Source organism: Nonomuraea sp. NPDC023979, from assembly GCF_040639085.1.
Classification (GTDB): Bacteria; Actinomycetota; Actinomycetes; order Streptosporangiales; family Streptosporangiaceae; genus Nonomuraea; species Nonomuraea ceibae.
Window position 1 is genome coordinate 233,934 of the sequence record NZ_JBEZZG010000009.1, and the last position, 15,347, is coordinate 249,280.

8 protein-coding genes are annotated in these 15,347 nt (G+C 65.8%); 3 read left to right on the forward strand and 5 right to left on the reverse strand.

Translation table 11 applies throughout. The annotated features are described in order from the left end of the window. Nucleotides 1–218: 218 nt before the first annotated feature. Nucleotides 219–524, reverse strand: a complete 306-nt coding sequence (locus tag AB0G11_RS19175) for a hypothetical protein (protein ID WP_357587105.1) — start codon at nt 522–524, stop codon at nt 219–221. 483 nt (nt 525–1,007) lie between these two features. After that, a complete protein-coding gene (locus tag AB0G11_RS19180) occupies nt 1,008–1,538 on the reverse strand; it encodes an ATP-binding protein (protein WP_357587107.1) in 531 nt (176 codons plus the stop codon). 245 nt (nt 1,539–1,783) lie between these two features. Between AB0G11_RS19180 and AB0G11_RS19185 the strand changes: the two genes are divergently transcribed. From AB0G11_RS19185 to AB0G11_RS19195, 3 genes are all read left to right on the forward strand, one after another. Then, on the forward strand, nt 1,784–2,611 hold the full coding sequence (locus tag AB0G11_RS19185; protein WP_357587109.1) for a helix-turn-helix transcriptional regulator: 828 nt from the start codon (nt 1,784–1,786) through the stop codon (nt 2,609–2,611). Beyond that, the gene (locus tag AB0G11_RS19190) at nt 2,602–2,814 is read left to right on the forward strand and encodes a DUF397 domain-containing protein (protein WP_357587111.1); all 213 of its coding nucleotides are present in this window, start codon (nt 2,602–2,604) and stop codon (nt 2,812–2,814) included. The genes AB0G11_RS19185 and AB0G11_RS19190 overlap by 10 nt, the downstream gene beginning before the upstream one ends. 946 nt (nt 2,815–3,760) lie before the next feature. Further along, nucleotides 3,761–10,960, forward strand: coding sequence for a LamG-like jellyroll fold domain-containing protein (locus AB0G11_RS19195; protein WP_357587113.1), 7,200 nt, complete (start codon nt 3,761–3,763; stop codon nt 10,958–10,960). A gap of 802 nt (nt 10,961–11,762) precedes the next feature. On the opposite strand, the gene AB0G11_RS19200 is transcribed toward AB0G11_RS19195, so the two are convergent. From AB0G11_RS19200 to AB0G11_RS19210, 3 genes are all read right to left on the reverse strand, one after another. Next, nucleotides 11,763–12,143 carry a hypothetical protein gene (locus AB0G11_RS19200; protein ID WP_357587115.1) on the reverse strand — a complete coding sequence of 127 codons (381 nt, stop codon included), beginning with the start codon at nt 12,141–12,143 and terminating at the stop codon, nt 11,763–11,765. Then, nucleotides 12,140–13,345 (reverse strand): recombinase family protein, encoded by a 1,206-nt coding sequence (locus AB0G11_RS19205; protein WP_357587117.1) that lies wholly within the window; start codon nt 13,343–13,345, stop codon nt 12,140–12,142. Before AB0G11_RS19205 ends, AB0G11_RS19200 begins: the two co-directional genes overlap by 4 nt. Before the next feature lie 1,141 nt (nt 13,346–14,486). After that, nucleotides 14,487–15,284: a hypothetical protein gene (locus AB0G11_RS19210; RefSeq protein ID WP_357587119.1), complete on the reverse strand. Its 798-nt coding sequence runs from the start codon at nt 15,282–15,284 to the stop codon at nt 14,487–14,489. Between the last annotated feature and the right edge of the window lie 63 nt (nt 15,285–15,347).

The following is a 15,347-nucleotide window of genomic DNA, read 5'->3' on the forward strand; positions in this document are numbered from 1 at the left end:
CCCTCATCCGGATTTCCCCGAACACGTCCAGATAAGGGCCATGCCAGCCACAGGCTCCTCCCGTTGGTGAGGTTGTGGCAGACAGGGGTCTGGGGCACTTGTAAGGCCGATGCCGCACTGGATGAGCACGCATCCGGGCTGAGCGATGGACCCCTGCTTCGGTACGGCGACGAGGGAAAGCGGGTGGAGGTCGATGGCGGGTTCGCACTCGTGCAGAGTCAGGTGGGCTGTCGCGCGGCCGGGGTCAGCACGTAGCCGACGCGTTGGGCGGCATTAGCGACTTCACTGACCGGAGTGATCGGCTCTTCCCATGACCACCAGAAGCTCCATACGCCACGCGCTGGCGCGGCTGTGATGACCTCGCACAGGGAGGTGGCGCGTGGATTGATAACTCGCAGTCGTGGCAGCTCCCCCGGCTGGGTGAGCAGGCGGGCGTGCAGGCCCTGTTCTTGGAGCAGCTTCTGCAGGGAGCTGAGGTGGGTGGTGGCTTGGTCGGCAACTGCGACCTGGATGGGATCGGGCATGGAGTCTCCCAGGGATGATGGGCCACATCTGGTGCGGGGCATGGAGTTGATTGCAGTGGCAGAACGTCGTGTGAGGCAGGCCCTTTGCGCAGGACCTCGACGAGGCCGTGAGAATCACGTCGAGTACGCCCCATGCCTCTGCCTGCCGATGCTGAGGCGTAAGAGCCAGGAACGTGGCGGCATGGAGGAACATCAGCGAGTTGATCTTGCGGTGTGAGGTGCGCACGCCCTGGGTGCGCGAAGAGGGGAAGAGCGCTTTGCTGGATTGCACGAGGCGTTCAATGGGAAATGGGTCAAGCTGCGGCGTGCTCGCAGACGGGCGGAGCACGGTGATTGTAGAGGCGTCGGCGCCAGCACGAGCACATCGATGGTGACCGGGGCGGGAGGCTGTCGGACCAGGGCGATCGAGCTGGTGAGGGCGGCGATGACCAGCACCGGCTCAGCAAGATCAAGGGATGGCGACGTAGGTCCGTCCCTCAGTGCTCAGGGGACCAGCATGTCGCTCGGAGAAGTAGACCGGCTATGCGGGGCGTAGAAGAGTGCGTCGTCCTGTGCCGGGATCGGATCGAGGTCGAGATGGCACCACACGAGGCGCTGCCCTGCCGGAGGGAGCAGGTAGCTGCCCCACCGGCCACGAGACAGGGCCTCCACGATCGCCAGCCCCCGCCCGCGCTCAGCGTGCAGGTTCGGTGCCTGAAGAGGAATTATCGACGGTTGCGACGAGGATCCGGGATCGGTCACTGCTAGCCGAAGGTAATCCGAGCCCTGCGACAGTGTGACTGTGATCAGGTCCTGTGTGCCCACGGGAACGGTGGCGGGGTGAGTGTTGTCGGGGTGCTGGACGGCATTGGTGACCAGCTCCGACACTGCCAGCGTTGTGATCTCCCGGGCAGGGTGCGCCCGCTCCAGCCAAACGGCGACAGCTCTTCGGGCCAGACGAGGAGCCCGGTTGCTGCGAGCCAAGTGGGCAGTGCCAATCGCCTTAAGTTGTGGGGGAGGAGCGTAGTAAACCACCAATCCACCTCGCTATTCCTCGATCATCGCTAGTGTCGCTTTTGTGAATAATGCAGTGGCTGTATGCACAGACGATCACTAGTGCGTGTGCAGGGTTTGATGCGTCGAGCCGGCCTGAAGAGACCATCTCAGAAAACCCCAGCGTGCGGGGTATATTGCAAAGCACTTCCCAGGCACAATCCATGTGTGCTACTACACGTGTCCTGTGCAGTTCCTGTGCGCTATAGGAGAGAAGGTGGCCCGTCATGCGAAAGGTCGAACTGGAGCCTGCCCTAAGAAATCCGAAACGGGCATTCGGCGCTCACCTGCGTGAATATCGTAAATTGGCGGGAAAGCGACAAAAAGAACTCGCTACCATATTGGGCTGGTCCGTCTCGAAGATCAGTATGGTGGAGCGCGGGGAACGTCCAGCCAGCGAAGACTTCGCCCGCGCCGCCGACAATGCCCTGGGGGCAGAAGGAGGCCTGCTTGCTCGCTGGCGTGAAACGGTTGAGCAGGCCGGTCGCTGGCCCGTCTGGCTAGCTCAACTGGTCGAGATCGAACAGCGGGCCGACATGCTCCGCGCTTGGGAGCCGCTGATCATTCCCGGCATGCTCCAGACCGAACGCTACGCTCGAGCCGTCTTTCGCGGTAGGCCAGGAACCACACCTGACCTAGTCGAGCAAGGCGTCACCGCGCGGCTGAATCGCCAGCGAATCCTGGAGTGGGAGAATGGGCCTACGCTATGGGCAGTTCTGGACGAAGGAGTCCTCACCCGCCCAATCGGCAGCGAGGAGGTCATGGCCGAACAGCTTGCGCATCTCGCTGTCATGGACGACCATCCCCGTGTCCATGTCCGTATCCTCCCTCATGACGCGTGGCTGACAACTGGCCTGCAGGGTGCCTTCATGCTCGCCGGTGGACCCGAGATGCCGGACACTGCCTACATCGAGTCGATCACGCTGAGCCAGATCACTGCAGACCCCGGTCGGGTTCTGGAGGTCAAGTCGAGATATGAGATGTTGCACGGTGACGCCCTGCCCCGGAGGGCTTCACTCCACTTGATCGAGGAGAAGGCCAAGCGATGGAAGTGACCAACGAAGACCTGGACCGCGCCGCTTGGCGTAAGGCCACACGCTCTGGCGACAATGGCAACTGTCTCGAAGTAGCCCCTCTCCCTGGCGGCATGGTCGGTATTCGTGATACCGAAGCGCCCGGCCAGCCTCCATATGTCGTCTCAGAATCGGTGTGGGCTGCATTCATCGACGGTGCCAAGAAGGGTGAGTTCGACTTTTAGCCTCATCCCTGCAATGGCACAGGATGTAGGAGCTTCGGAGCTCACCGGGGCTTCTCAACTCGACCGGGTCACGGCCGCGGAAGCGAGCACGGACACTGGTCGGTTGCTGAGTGTGTCCATCCGCAATGATCATTTTGTGCCCCGAAGGTCTGACACGGGAATCGCCGGGAGAACGCACTGCTCTTCCTAGAGCTGTCGTTTTAGGCCGCGGTTGATGCTGCCGGCAGGCCTGAGCCCCGGCAAATCCGCTTCTTTGGAGACGTCACTGAGAAGAAGTAGTGCGGGCAGCGACAGTAGACGTCGAGAGACGGTGTGCGCCATGGACAAGAGCGCGGGAGGCGGTCCCAGGCAATCCAGACCAACAGCTCAACGATCTGAGACGACTCGATCGCACTAGGCGAATGGCTCCAGCGCCGACGATTCGTATTCTTCAACCCCGCAGGCCTGCACAGCCTGTCCGCCACGACGTTCCAGCGGACAGGCTGACGAAGGCCGATGCGGGTCAGGGGTCCTCGTTGCCACCCTCCGTGACTGGAGTTCTCATGGCCGGACCAAACCGTCGCTGGCGGTCCCGGCGCGGACGTGCTCGACGGGCGTTAGCCGCTGTCGGAGTGCCGACTGCTGATGACGTTCGGACTGCTGAGAAGCCCTGAGGGCCGCTGCACGACCGTCTCAGCTAACGGACATGGTCGCGCGAGATGCGTATCCGTTACAGACCCTCATGCTCTGCACCTACTGCGAAAATAACTCGGCGTAACCGACAAATGGGGGCTGGTTTCCCATTTGTGATATTCGCCTGCCTTGTCTGACTGATCACGCTTCCGTAGCTTGCCGTCGGAAGTGATCAGCTCCGAGCCGTATCGTCGCAAATAGCGCGTTCTGCTGCGGCGGAGAGCGACGTCTGACGCCCCGGCGGGGTGTCCGTTGTGGTTCGGAGTGGTGGCGCATGCGCCGGGTTTTGTCATGGCGTCGTTCGGCCGGGATCGTTGCCGCGTTGGCCGGTATGGCACCGGGCTTACTGATGGTGCAGGCATTGCCCGCGGGTGCCGCTACGGCTACCTCCACGGACACGTCGGTGGCGAATGATGCCGCGGCCTCGCCCGTCATTCCGAAGCAGATGGCCGGGACCGCGGCTGGGTTCCCGTCGTTGCTTCCAGCGGCGAAGGTTGGGGCCGCGGCTGTGCCGGAGAGCGGCTGGAAGTCGGAGGTGAAGCCGCCCAAGGGCGCGGTGCCGGCTGAGGACCGAGTGCAGGATTCTGCTCCGGCGGCAGAGGACGATCTGCCGGCTGGAGTGCGGAAGGCCGAAGCTGCCGAGCGATCGGTGCTGGCCGTTCCGGGCCTGGTCGACGTGTACCCCAAGCAGGGATACCTGGTCGACTCCTTGACGCCGACGCTACGGGCCTGGGGCGGGAGCAGCAACGGCAACTACCCGGTGTCGTACCGGTTCCGGGTGTGTGACGTCGAGTCGATGTCCGGCACCGGTTGCTTCACCTCGGGGTTCGTGGCGGGCAACCGTAACCACTGGACGGTGCCGGCAGGGCAGCTGGCGTGGGGCAAGCAGTACTGGTGGAAGGTCACCGTCCGCGACTCCTACGACTCCTCGACCACGACGTCGCCGCTGCTAACGTTCACCACCGGTGTGCGGCAGCCGCAGCTGAGCGCGTGGCTGGCCACCCCGGGTACGAGCGGGCAGGAGTTCAACCAGCAGACCGGCAACTACACCGCCTCGTTCACCGATCTGCAGGTGGCGACGGTGGGGCCGCCGCTGTCGGTGGTGCGCACCTACAACAGCCTGGACACGCGCACGGACGGCATGTTCGGCGCGGGGTGGTCGACGCGTTGGGACATGAAGATCGTCAAGGAGGTGCGCGGGGAGTCGACGTCAGCGCTGGTGACCTACCCCGACGGGCGGCAGGTGCGTTTCCGCGCCAATGGCGACGGGAGTTTCCAGCCGCCGCCCGGCACGTACGCCACCTTGGCACAGGAGAGCGGCGGGACCTGGCGGCTGATGGACAAGGCCGCCACCAGCTACCTGTTCAACGCGCAAGGCCAGCTCACCGAGATCACCGACCGGCGCGGCCGTAGTCAGACGCTGACCTACGACGCGGCCGGCAAGCTGGCGTCGATCGCCGGAGTGGGCGGCCGGACGGTGACGTTCACCTGGCAGGGCGGCCAGGTGGCGTCGGTGTCCAGCGACGCCGTCGACGGTCAGCCGCTGACGTGGACGTATGTGTATGACGCGGGCCGGCTGACTCAGGTGTGCGCGCCGGTGGCCGCGCCGAACTGCACCAGCTACGCCTACAGCAGCGGCTCGCTGTATCGCAGCAGCGTGCTGAATTCCGACCCGCACGCGTACTGGCGGCTGGGCGAGGCCTCCGGCAGCACAGGCGCGGATCTGGGTAACGGCGCCGGAAATCTGACCTATCAGGGCATCACCTTGGGCGAACAGGGCGCGCTGGCGGGCACCACGGACACCGCGGCCACGTTCAAGGCCGGATCGGTGGTCCAACTGCCGTCCAACACGATCCCGCATCTGGGGGACCAGATGTCGGTGGAAGCCTGGTTCAAGACCACCCAGTCCGGCGTGATCATGGCCGCCGGCACCGGGCAGAACGCCGCCGGCCTCGCCCGAGGGGCGATGCTGTACGTGGGCACCGACGGCAAGTTGCGCGGCTCGCTGGACACGGTGATGACGCCGATCACCTCTGCCGGCACGGTCAACGACGGCCAATGGCACCACGTGGCGCTGACGGTAGCGGGCCAGAACCAGACGCTGTTCCTGGACGGCGCGCAGGTCGGCACGATGACCGCCACCGTAACCTCCTGGCGAACCTACGCCACCATCGGCAACGGCGTGGCGAACCCGGCGCACTCCCCTGCGGTGCCCCCCACCACAGGCGCGTTCCCCTTCCAGGGTCAGCTGGACGAGGTCGCGGTGTACGGCAAGCCGCTCACCGCCGAGGAGGTGCAGCAGCACTACGCGGCGCGCACTGGCGCGACGCACCAGCTGTCGCAGATCACGCTGCCGTCCGGGATGGTGTGGGCCTCCAACACCTACAACGACAAGAGCGACCGGATCGCCACGCACACCGACCAGCACGGCGGCACCTGGCAGATCGGCGACATCGTCACCGAGCAGCAGTCCGGTGAGGCGCAGGTCACGGTGACCGACCCGGACGGCAACACCCTGGACTACCTGTATGACGCCTGGCGCGGCTACCGCGTCCGCGGTGTCCCGGACGAACTCGGCCACACCACCTGGTACGAGTACGACCAGGCAGGCTTCCTCACCAAGATCATCGACCGCAACGACATCGCGCACGACATTTACCAGGACGAGCGCGGCAACAACCTCGGCCGCAAATACTGCCGGGCGCCGGGGGAGTGCGCGATCGAGTTCTGGCAGTACTATCTCAACGCCGATGATCCGTTTGACCCGCGCAACGACCAGGTGATCGCCTATCGCGACGGCCGCTCGGCCGGTGACACCGACAACACCTTCGCCACCACCACTGCCTACAACACCCACGGCGAGCCGACTTCGCAGACCACGCCGGCCACGCAGGACTTCCCCAACGGGCGCACCGTGAGCACCGCCTACACCGACGGCAGCGAGCCGGCGGTCGGCGGCGGCACCACCCCGGCCGGCCTGGTCGAGACCAAGACCGACGCGCGTGGCAACTCCTGGTCCTACCGCTACACCGCAGCTGGCGACCTAGCCGAACAGACCGACCCCGAGGGGCTGGTCACCAAGCTGGAATACGACGTACTCGGCCGCCTGAGCGCCAGCACCCGGATCTCACAGGCTTTGCCCGACGGTGTGCGGACCACGTTCGCCTACGACGGCCGCAGCCGGATCACCACCAGCACGGCACCTGCGGTGAAGAACGAGCTCAGCGACGTCACGCACACCGCGCAGATCCGCTACACCTACGACGCCGATGGCCGGACGCTCACCGAAACCGTGGTCGATCTGACCGGTGGGGATCCCGACCGCGTCACCACCTACACCTACGACGCGCACGGCCGTCAGGAAACCGTGACCGATCCGGAGGGCGGCGTCGTCCAGCAGGGGTGGAACGAGCGCGGCTGGATGACCAGGGTGACCGACCCGCGCGGCACGGTGATCGAGTCCGGCTACAGCAAGCGCGGTGAACTCACCTCACGCACGATCAAGGGGTGGACGGGCAGCCCGGTCAACCCGCAAGCGGCGCAGGACGTGGTGCTGGAGTCACGCGCGTATGACCCCGGCGGCCGGCTGACGGCCAGCGTTGACGCGATGGGCCGCAAGACCACAACCGTGTACTGGATGGACAACCGGCTCAAGGAGCAGATCGCCGACGACGCCAAGCTCAACGGCTCCACGACGCCGCGTGACGTGGTGGTGCGGGGCGATGAGTATGACCCGGCAGGCAATCTGATCGAGCAGATGACCGGCAACGGCATCACCATCAACGTGTTCGAGTATGACGAGGCGAGCCGGCTGATGTCGCAGACGCTGGATCCGGGCGACCTGGCCCGCACCACCACCCACGTCTACGACGCCAACGGCAACGTCACCCGCACCACCCGCACGGCCGCCGGCACAACGCGCGCCGAGACCACCACGTTCGCCTACAACAAGCTGAACCAGCCCACCCGGGAGACGATCGAAAACGGCGACCAGGACATCATCTCCAGCATCGGCTACGACGACCGCGGCCTGGCCACCTCCATCACCGACCCACGCGGCAACGCCGATGGCGCCACCGCCGCCGATTTCACTCACACACTGCGCTATGACGCGCTCGACCGGCTGGTGGAAGCCACTGCGCCCGAGGTACAAGTCGACAAGAACGGCACAGCTACTCGAGCTCGCCCCACCGTTCGGATCGGTTACGACACCGTGGGAAGCAGAACGCACAAGCAGGATGCCGATGGGCGTACCGATGTGTCGGCCTACGACAGAGCAGGCCGGCTGACGACTTCGGCCGCCCCTTCCTACAGCCCGCCAGGTGGCACCGCCGTTACCCCGGTCATCGAGCGCGCCTATGATGCGGCTGGGCTTCTGGTGTCCGTCACCGATCCACGCGGCAACGTAACCTCGTTCGACTACGACCAACTCCGCCGCCAGGTCCGCGCCACCGACCCCGCCCCACAGGGCCAGACTGCTGGCACGTCAGTCGTTGAGTACGACATGGCTGGCGAGATGCTGGCTACGGTGGACACGACGGGGGCCCGCACGGAAGCCACCTACGACGACCTCGGCCGGCAGATCACTGCCACCCAAATCGAACGCCAGCCGACCACGGCCGCTTACGTCACCACCATGGAGTACGACGACGCCGGGCGGCTGACCAAGCAGATCCAGCCCGGTAACAAGGTCACAACCCTGGCGGTGAACGCAGCCGGCGAGGTGACTTCCTCTACCGACCCGATGACCAACACGACGACGATGGCCTTCGACCTGGCGGGCCGCCTAGTCAAGGTGATCAACCCGCTGGGTAACGCCTCAGTTGCCGAATACGACCTGGCCGGCCGCCAGACCGTCGCCAAGGATCTCGACAGCGGCGGTACCGTACTTCGCACCATCGGCTACAGCTACGACGCAACAGGCAACCCGATCAGCAAGACCTCGGGTGCAGGGCACGTCACACGCCAGACCTTCGACGCTCTGAACCGGATCACTGCGCTGATCGAGCCCGTCAGCAGCGGTGAGATGATCACGACGAGCTTCGGCTACGACGCCACCGGCGCCCGTACCCGGCTCACTGACGGCCGTGGTAACGCCACCTGGACCAGCTACAACAGCCTCGGCCTGGCTGAAACTGTGACCGAACCGGCCACCACTGCCCACCCGAACCTGGCCGACCGAACCTGGACCCACCTCTACGATGCCGCCGGTAACCCGACGGCCACCATCCAGCCCGGCGGTGTGCGCATCGACCGCACCTTCGACCACTTGAACCGGCTCACCCACGAATCGGGCACGGGCGGCGGCGCCACCACCGCGGAGAAGACTTTCGGCTACGACCTCGCCGGCCGCACCACCACGGCGGGCGACCTGACCGTCGCCTACAACGACCGCGGCCTGCCCCTGAGCATCTCCAAGGACGGCAGCCAGCAGACCGCCTACAGCTACGACGCCCTCGGCAACCCCACCCAGCGCATCGACGCCTCCGGCACCGCCGCGTTCACCTGGGACAACGCCAGCCGGCTGAAGACCGCCACCGATCCGGTCACCGGCCGCACGCTCACCTACGGCTACGACAAAGCCAGCAACATCAAGACCATCACCGCCACCACCGGCCAAGGCAGCGCCCAGAGCTTCGACTACGACCCGATGAACCGGCCGATCAGTCACACGCTGAAGAACGGCTCCGGCACCCAGCTCGCCCAGGTCACCTATGGGTGGGACGACGACGACAACCTCACCACCAAAACCACCACCGGTACCGCTGGAGCAGGCACCAACACCTACGGCTACGACCACGCCGGACGCCTGACCTCCTGGACCGCCCCCGGCGGCGCAGTCACCGCGTATGAGTGGGACGCCTCCGGCAACCGCACCAAGGCCGGCGATAAGACGTTCACCTACGACGAGCGCAACCGGCTCACCAGCGGCGACGGCAGCACCTACACCTACACACCGCGCGGCACCCTCGCCACCGAGACCAAGGCCGGCGCCACCACCCAGTTCACCTTCGACGCCTTCGACCGGCTCATCGCCGACGGCGACAGCCTCTACAGCTACGACGCCCTCAACCGCGTCACCTCACGCACCCGCGGCACCAGCAACCAGACCTTCGCCTACTCTGGCCTTGGTAATGACCTGGCTGCGATCAGCGCCGGCGGCACCGTCCAAGCACGCTATGCCCGCGACGCCCACGGCGGCCTACTCGGCCTCCAAGAAGGCGCCGGCGCTCCGCTCGCCGCCCTGTCCGACATGCACGGCGATCTGATCGCCACATTCAACACCGCACTAGCCACCTCCACCGCCTACGACCCCTTCGGTACCGTCACCGCGCAAACCGGTACAGCTACCAGCCTCGGCTACCAGGGCGAATACACCGACCTAGACACCGGTAAGGTCAACATGCACGCCCGCTGGTACCAGCCCAGCACCGGCACCTTCACCAGCCGCGACACCATGACCCTGGCACCGAGCCCGTCCGTCCAGGCCAACCGCTACACCTACGCCAACGCCTCACCTCTGACCGGCATCGACCCCACCGGTCATGCCACCGTCGGCCGCGGTACCAGCGGCGGCGGCGGAACCTTTGGCTGGAACCAAGACCCTAGTGACTTCACCTCTAACATCAACTGGGGCCAAAGTAGCTCCTGGTGCAACCCCACCTGCTTCAACACCCCTAGCGATGCCATCGACTCATGGGGCGGGGAACGCAGGGGAGATGCTCTAAGCACGCCATGCCACTGGGAAGGGGAGGTCCTTGCCTGTGTGGCATCAGTGGCCGAAACGGACAACCGGTGGTATTTCGAGAACTTCATTCTCAACGACGTCGCCCTGGGCGAACGTGCGGTGGCGCCGGACGGCTACTGGGACGCGGACGCACAGGCTCGCGACCTGTACCGAATGGCCTACTACCTGGGCTGGTCGACCGACAAGCTGGCAGACTTGTGGGGTGAACTGCAAGCACTCTCGGGTGGTAGTGCTCCCGGGATGACGGGCGGCATCAGCGGTGGTAGCCAATCAGGGGACAACCGCAAGTGCGGAACCATATGCGAAGTTCTCGTCGGAGTAGTCAGCGCCGTCGTGGGCGGAATTGGATCCGGTGTCTGCACGATCGCCACGGCAAGCGCCGGAGCCGCTCTCTGTGGTGCGATCTTCGGAGGCCTGGCGTCTGGGATCGGCTACTGGGTGGAGACGCTATACACAGGAGAATTCAACTGGGCTACCTTCCGAGACAAAGTCATCACTGGCGCTGTAATGGGGGCATTTGGAGGTCCGGCCGCCAAGGCTTTCTGGCAGAGCGCAGCAGGCAAAACGATATTCAGTAAGATTCAGGCCGGAATTCAAAAAGTAGGTACGGCCGTGGCCAAGGCGATCGATTGGGCCATCGGTTCGCGATCAGGGCGCGTGACCAGTCTTGTAACCTACATCACGGGGCAGCTCGCCGTAATATATAATAACGAAACCAAGGACTAGCGCTGCTCTAATGGGATGCAGAACTCTTCAGGGTGATGATGTTGTCGAAACCTAGACGCGACTCCAAGCCTATGTCACACGGTAATCTCATCATCCTGGGGGTTGCACTATTCGCGTTCAGGCTCGCCCTCATGCCCCTCATTGGAATGGCTGCACCCACTCTCTTCGAGTATCTCTTTTTTGGAGTGCTCGAAACCATTCTGATCGTTGTGTGGGTGCGGCAGAGACTCCGACGGCGCCGCCAGGATCAATGAAGCCTTCGTCTCCTGGCGGCCAGGATGCCGACCACAGCATGATCGCGAGCCTGCCGTTCGCTCGACGAGGTAGAAATCCCTGGTGAAGATGGTTCGGTCACCGCAACCAGATCCGTCACAGCCGGGGGCCGCGGATCCATGTGCGTTGTGCTGCCGTCGAAGCGTTGCGTTCAACGCTGAATTGCGTTCGCCAGAGTGATCCGCCGACAGCGCGAGGTGATCAGGCGGCGAAGAAGATCACGTCGTAGGCGGAGGTGTCCGCGCCGGCCGCTGGAAAGGTCACACCGAGCGTGCTGAGGAAGCGGCCCTGCGCCGGATCGGCCCGGCTCTGCGCCATCGTGCGGCGGCGTGCCGCCCGCCGCGGGCACGATGTCCACCTCGTGTCCGGCTGCGGTGACGATCTCCACGGGCGGGCAGCCTCGGACGGGCAGAAGCCGGCGCCGCGCCCGGTGGAACCCCGGGTCACGTGCATCGGAGTGCACTCGCCGCTGTCCCCAGGGGTGGTGGCGGCTGGCGCGCTCTGCCGCGTGGGCTCTGCCTGGAGGGCGTCACGGTGGTGTCCCAAGGACGTTTTGTGCGTCAGCGATGCGGACGTGGCAGGCCGAAGCGATGTCGCTCCACGTCGCTCCGTCCGCGCGCAGGCTCTGCACCGCTTGTCGTAGGGCGGTGTCGTAGCGCTGGCGTGCCTTGGCCAGGGCGTGGAGTTCGGCGGATCGCGGGTGTATCCGGATGGGCGGGACCGCAGGGGTGTCCGTGGTCAGGGCCAGTGCCTGCTGCGCGCTGGCCTGCAGTGCCTTCAGCGTCGGGGCGTGGACGACGACGCCGTGCGTGCCGGCCTGTGTGGTCCACCGCCCTTCCCGCCGGGTGGCTGCCACTTCGAGGGCGCCGCTGTCATGGGCGGGGTCGGCCGGAGTTCCGCGGCGGCTCACGCGCTCGCCTCCAGAAGCCGGATGACTTCGTCGGCGACCGCGGCTGGCAGCTCTCCGCGTGGCAGGACGAGTTGCCGCAGGCCAAGCTGGTACAGCAGGTGCGTGTCGTTCTCGCGCAGCGCGGTGAGCCGGATCCCGCGCTGGGCGGCGGCCTGGTTCACCCGCTCCCAGCCAGGCATCTGCCGCTCGCGCATCCGCGCGGTCACCAGCTGGGTCTCGTGCCACTCCTGCAGGGTCACGATCGCCGGATGCGCGAGGGCCCGGGACCACACCCAGTCGGCGATCGGATTGGCCCGGCCACGGTCGGTGCGCGCTGCCCGCCGGTTGAACACCTGATAGCCGGAGTACTTCGGCTGCAGGAGCATCCTGCGCACCCGCCGCCCGGTCCACGGGACCTGGCCGTCGGCCAGGGGGTGGCGCTCGAGGTCGACCGCCAGCAGCCGGCCGATCTCCTCATCTGGCATCTGCTCCTGCAGGCGCAGGCGGAACACCTCCTCGACGGTGTCGGCGCGGCGCCGGTCGGGGTGCAGCGCGAGACGCATCTTCGGGCGGTCACCACCGAAGCGGCGGGCGGCCGGCGGCGCGTCCGCGTCGACGACGGCGATGTAGCCGTAGCAGGCCGGGCCGTGCCGGTAGCCGTTGGCGGTGTGCTGGCGATGGCCACGCATGGACTGCTCCTGCATCTCATGCCGGAAGATCTCGGCACGAACCTGTGCCGAGCGGCGCAGCTCCAGTTGCCCGGTTGTCTTGCCGCCACGGGGCTCGTTGGCGCATTCCAGCAAGACGCCGCGGGACTTCAGATGATTCTCGACCTGGAGGTTGGACAGCATGTCGCGAGCGACGCGGCTGACGCTCTCGCACCCGACGCGATCGAGTTCGCCGCGCTCTACCCACTCCAACAGCTCGCGTAGGCCGCCGTCGCGGGCCACCGGGACCCCGAGCCGCGCGTAGTCCTCAGCCGTGCCCTGACTGCGCTCGTCCAGGCCCAGCATGCCGGACTCGACATCCCAGAAGTGGGCGATGAACACCTCGCCGGGTGCCAGCAGCGCACTGGCCTCGGCGAGCTGTCCGGCGATGGACGAGCGGGGATCCTGGTTGTCTTTGGTTGAGCAACGACCGAGAAAGGCAATCCTGGCAGGCCTCGCGCTGGCGGCAGCCCGGTAGCCGGGAAGGCCGGAGAGGTCGATAGGGGGATCGAACATGGCCCGTTCCTTGCGGTAGAAGAGACGCCGACGAGAGCCCTGCCTGATGGAGGGCTTCACCCCCACGTGCGTGGGGAGCATCCCCGCTACAGCGGGGCCTACGGGCAGCCGTTACCGTGGCCTCCCGATCGTTCCGTGATGCCACACCCCCGTGCGGGGCATGATCGCGTCCGGAACCATGCACAAGGTGCCATGCTCGGACCACGCTTGGCAAGAGGCTGGGGTTGCGCCGGCGACCCCAGCCGGTCAGGCGGGCACCGCTTTTCGGCTGTGGCTTGGGTGCTGCCGGCGCTGACGGGTTCCCCGAGGCGTGCGGCTGAAGATCCTCCTTCCGGGGCGGATTCTTATCACCCGTGGGTGAGAAGGGATGCCCCGCGTCGGCTGCCGGCTCCGCGCGGACCCTTGCTATGCGTCATCATGAGCACGCGCCGTCGATGACCTCTGCGCTGTGGCCGTCCGGGCCTGTCCGCCGGATGGTCTGGCGGAGCAAAGGAGAGTCCTGATGGACGACGACGGCCGCGAGCGGAGAGATAGGTACGGCTGGATCCGTACGGCACTGGCGGTGGTGAAGCTGGTGTTGTGGATCTGCTGGGTGCTGTTCGATCCGCGCCACCCCTTCTAAGGGGTGGAGGGCCTCCTACCGGCAAGGCTTCGCACACCGTCTGGTAGGAGGCCCTTCGCGTACTCACGTTAAGTCGTGATGAGACTGGGTGACAACCCGCAGCGGCATGCATCCGGTGGTAGAAATTCACCGCTATAAGCGTTGCTGAGAGGGGATTCGATTCCATCGAGGCGGAGAAAAGCTCCCCCAAGTAGAACAACCAGCGGCAGGACCAGCGCAACCTGGACGCTCGCTCCCGCCCCGAGCCGCACGGGCTGTGCGTGTTCCTGGGCGTGGAGCTTCGCGTGCCCCGCCCGGTACCGCCATCGTGGCGGCCCCGGGTGCGTGTCTGGGGGCGACAGTCCGGGGAGGTCCGCCGGGCCAAGCCCCTCAGTGGCCTCCGTTCATGGGCAGGCCACGCCCCTCCATCGCTCGACCAGACGCTGGCCTGGAGCGGAGCAGATGCTCAGAAGAGCACTTCCCAGGATCGGAGTGATCGTTTCCCGTCCTGGATGCCTCGCCCATGTCTGTGCTCGCCACTCAGTGCTTCAGCTTGTTGAAGGCGATGGTCTGAGCGGCAGGCGGAGGCTTGATGGCGAGCTTCATCCCCCAGTCCGAGTAGCGGACATCCTCAACGAAGCCGTACCAGCCCTGGCCACCAGTGGTGCCCTTCAGCATCTCACCTTCGGGCTGCCGCCACTTGGACCAGGCACGGCGTACGAGGCCGTCTTTGCCGATCCACAGCCGCCAGTCGATCTCCCAGTCGGCGTGTTCATCCTTCATTGAGCCGCCGCGCAGATCCGGTCGGACATCCCACAGCTGACGGAACGAGATCGATCCCTGGTGGAGGGTCGTGGGTGAGCCATCGTAGGTATCCGAAGCTTTGGTGGTCGTCGTGGTCGCCAGCACGGCCGCGAGCACGGCCGGCGTGTCCAAACGGAGGTATCCCGTCTCCAAGGGCTCCAGGCAGGCGTCCTTGATGGCCACCCACTTCTTGCTCTTCGGCCGCTTCTCTGCCGGGTCGTACTCCCAAAGGCGTTTGCCGATGCAGATAACGCGGACGCCTGCGTCCCCCAGTTGGTGGTGCCAGAGGTCGGTCGCCACCACTTCGCCGTCACCGAATCCGACGACGCCCTTCGTCGGCTTGAAACGCTCCCAGCCAGAGGTCGGGCCCGAGTTGAACGTTTTGTATTCGGCGATCCGCACGCCGTGTCCTTTGACCAGCTGACGCTGAATCGCCGCGACCGGGTCGCTGGCCCCGGCCGCACCAGCGGCGGGGATGCCGAGGAGCGCTAACCCTGTCACGGTGAGCGTCCCGACCGTCGTCCATCGCCTCATCAAATGATGCTTCTCCTCCGCGTTGGGCCCGGTACTCGTCGATACGGGCCGAAGCGGCGATCT

Excerpts from the sequence above, each read along its gene's own strand:
- AB0G11_RS19175 (WP_357587105.1), bottom strand. The coding sequence starts at position 524 with ATGCCCGATCCCATCCAGGTCGCAGTTGCCGACCAAGCCACCACCCAC.
- AB0G11_RS19185 (WP_357587109.1), top strand. The coding sequence starts at position 1,784 with ATGCGAAAGGTCGAACTGGAGCCTGCCCTAAGAAATCCGAAACGGGCA.
- AB0G11_RS19190 (WP_357587111.1), top strand. The coding sequence starts at position 2,602 with ATGGAAGTGACCAACGAAGACCTGGACCGCGCCGCTTGGCGTAAGGCC.
- AB0G11_RS19195 (WP_357587113.1), top strand. The coding sequence starts at position 3,761 with ATGCGCCGGGTTTTGTCATGGCGTCGTTCGGCCGGGATCGTTGCCGCG.
- AB0G11_RS19205 (WP_357587117.1), bottom strand. The coding sequence starts at position 13,345 with ATGTTCGATCCCCCTATCGACCTCTCCGGCCTTCCCGGCTACCGGGCT.
- AB0G11_RS19210 (WP_357587119.1), bottom strand. The coding sequence starts at position 15,284 with ATGAGGCGATGGACGACGGTCGGGACGCTCACCGTGACAGGGTTAGCG.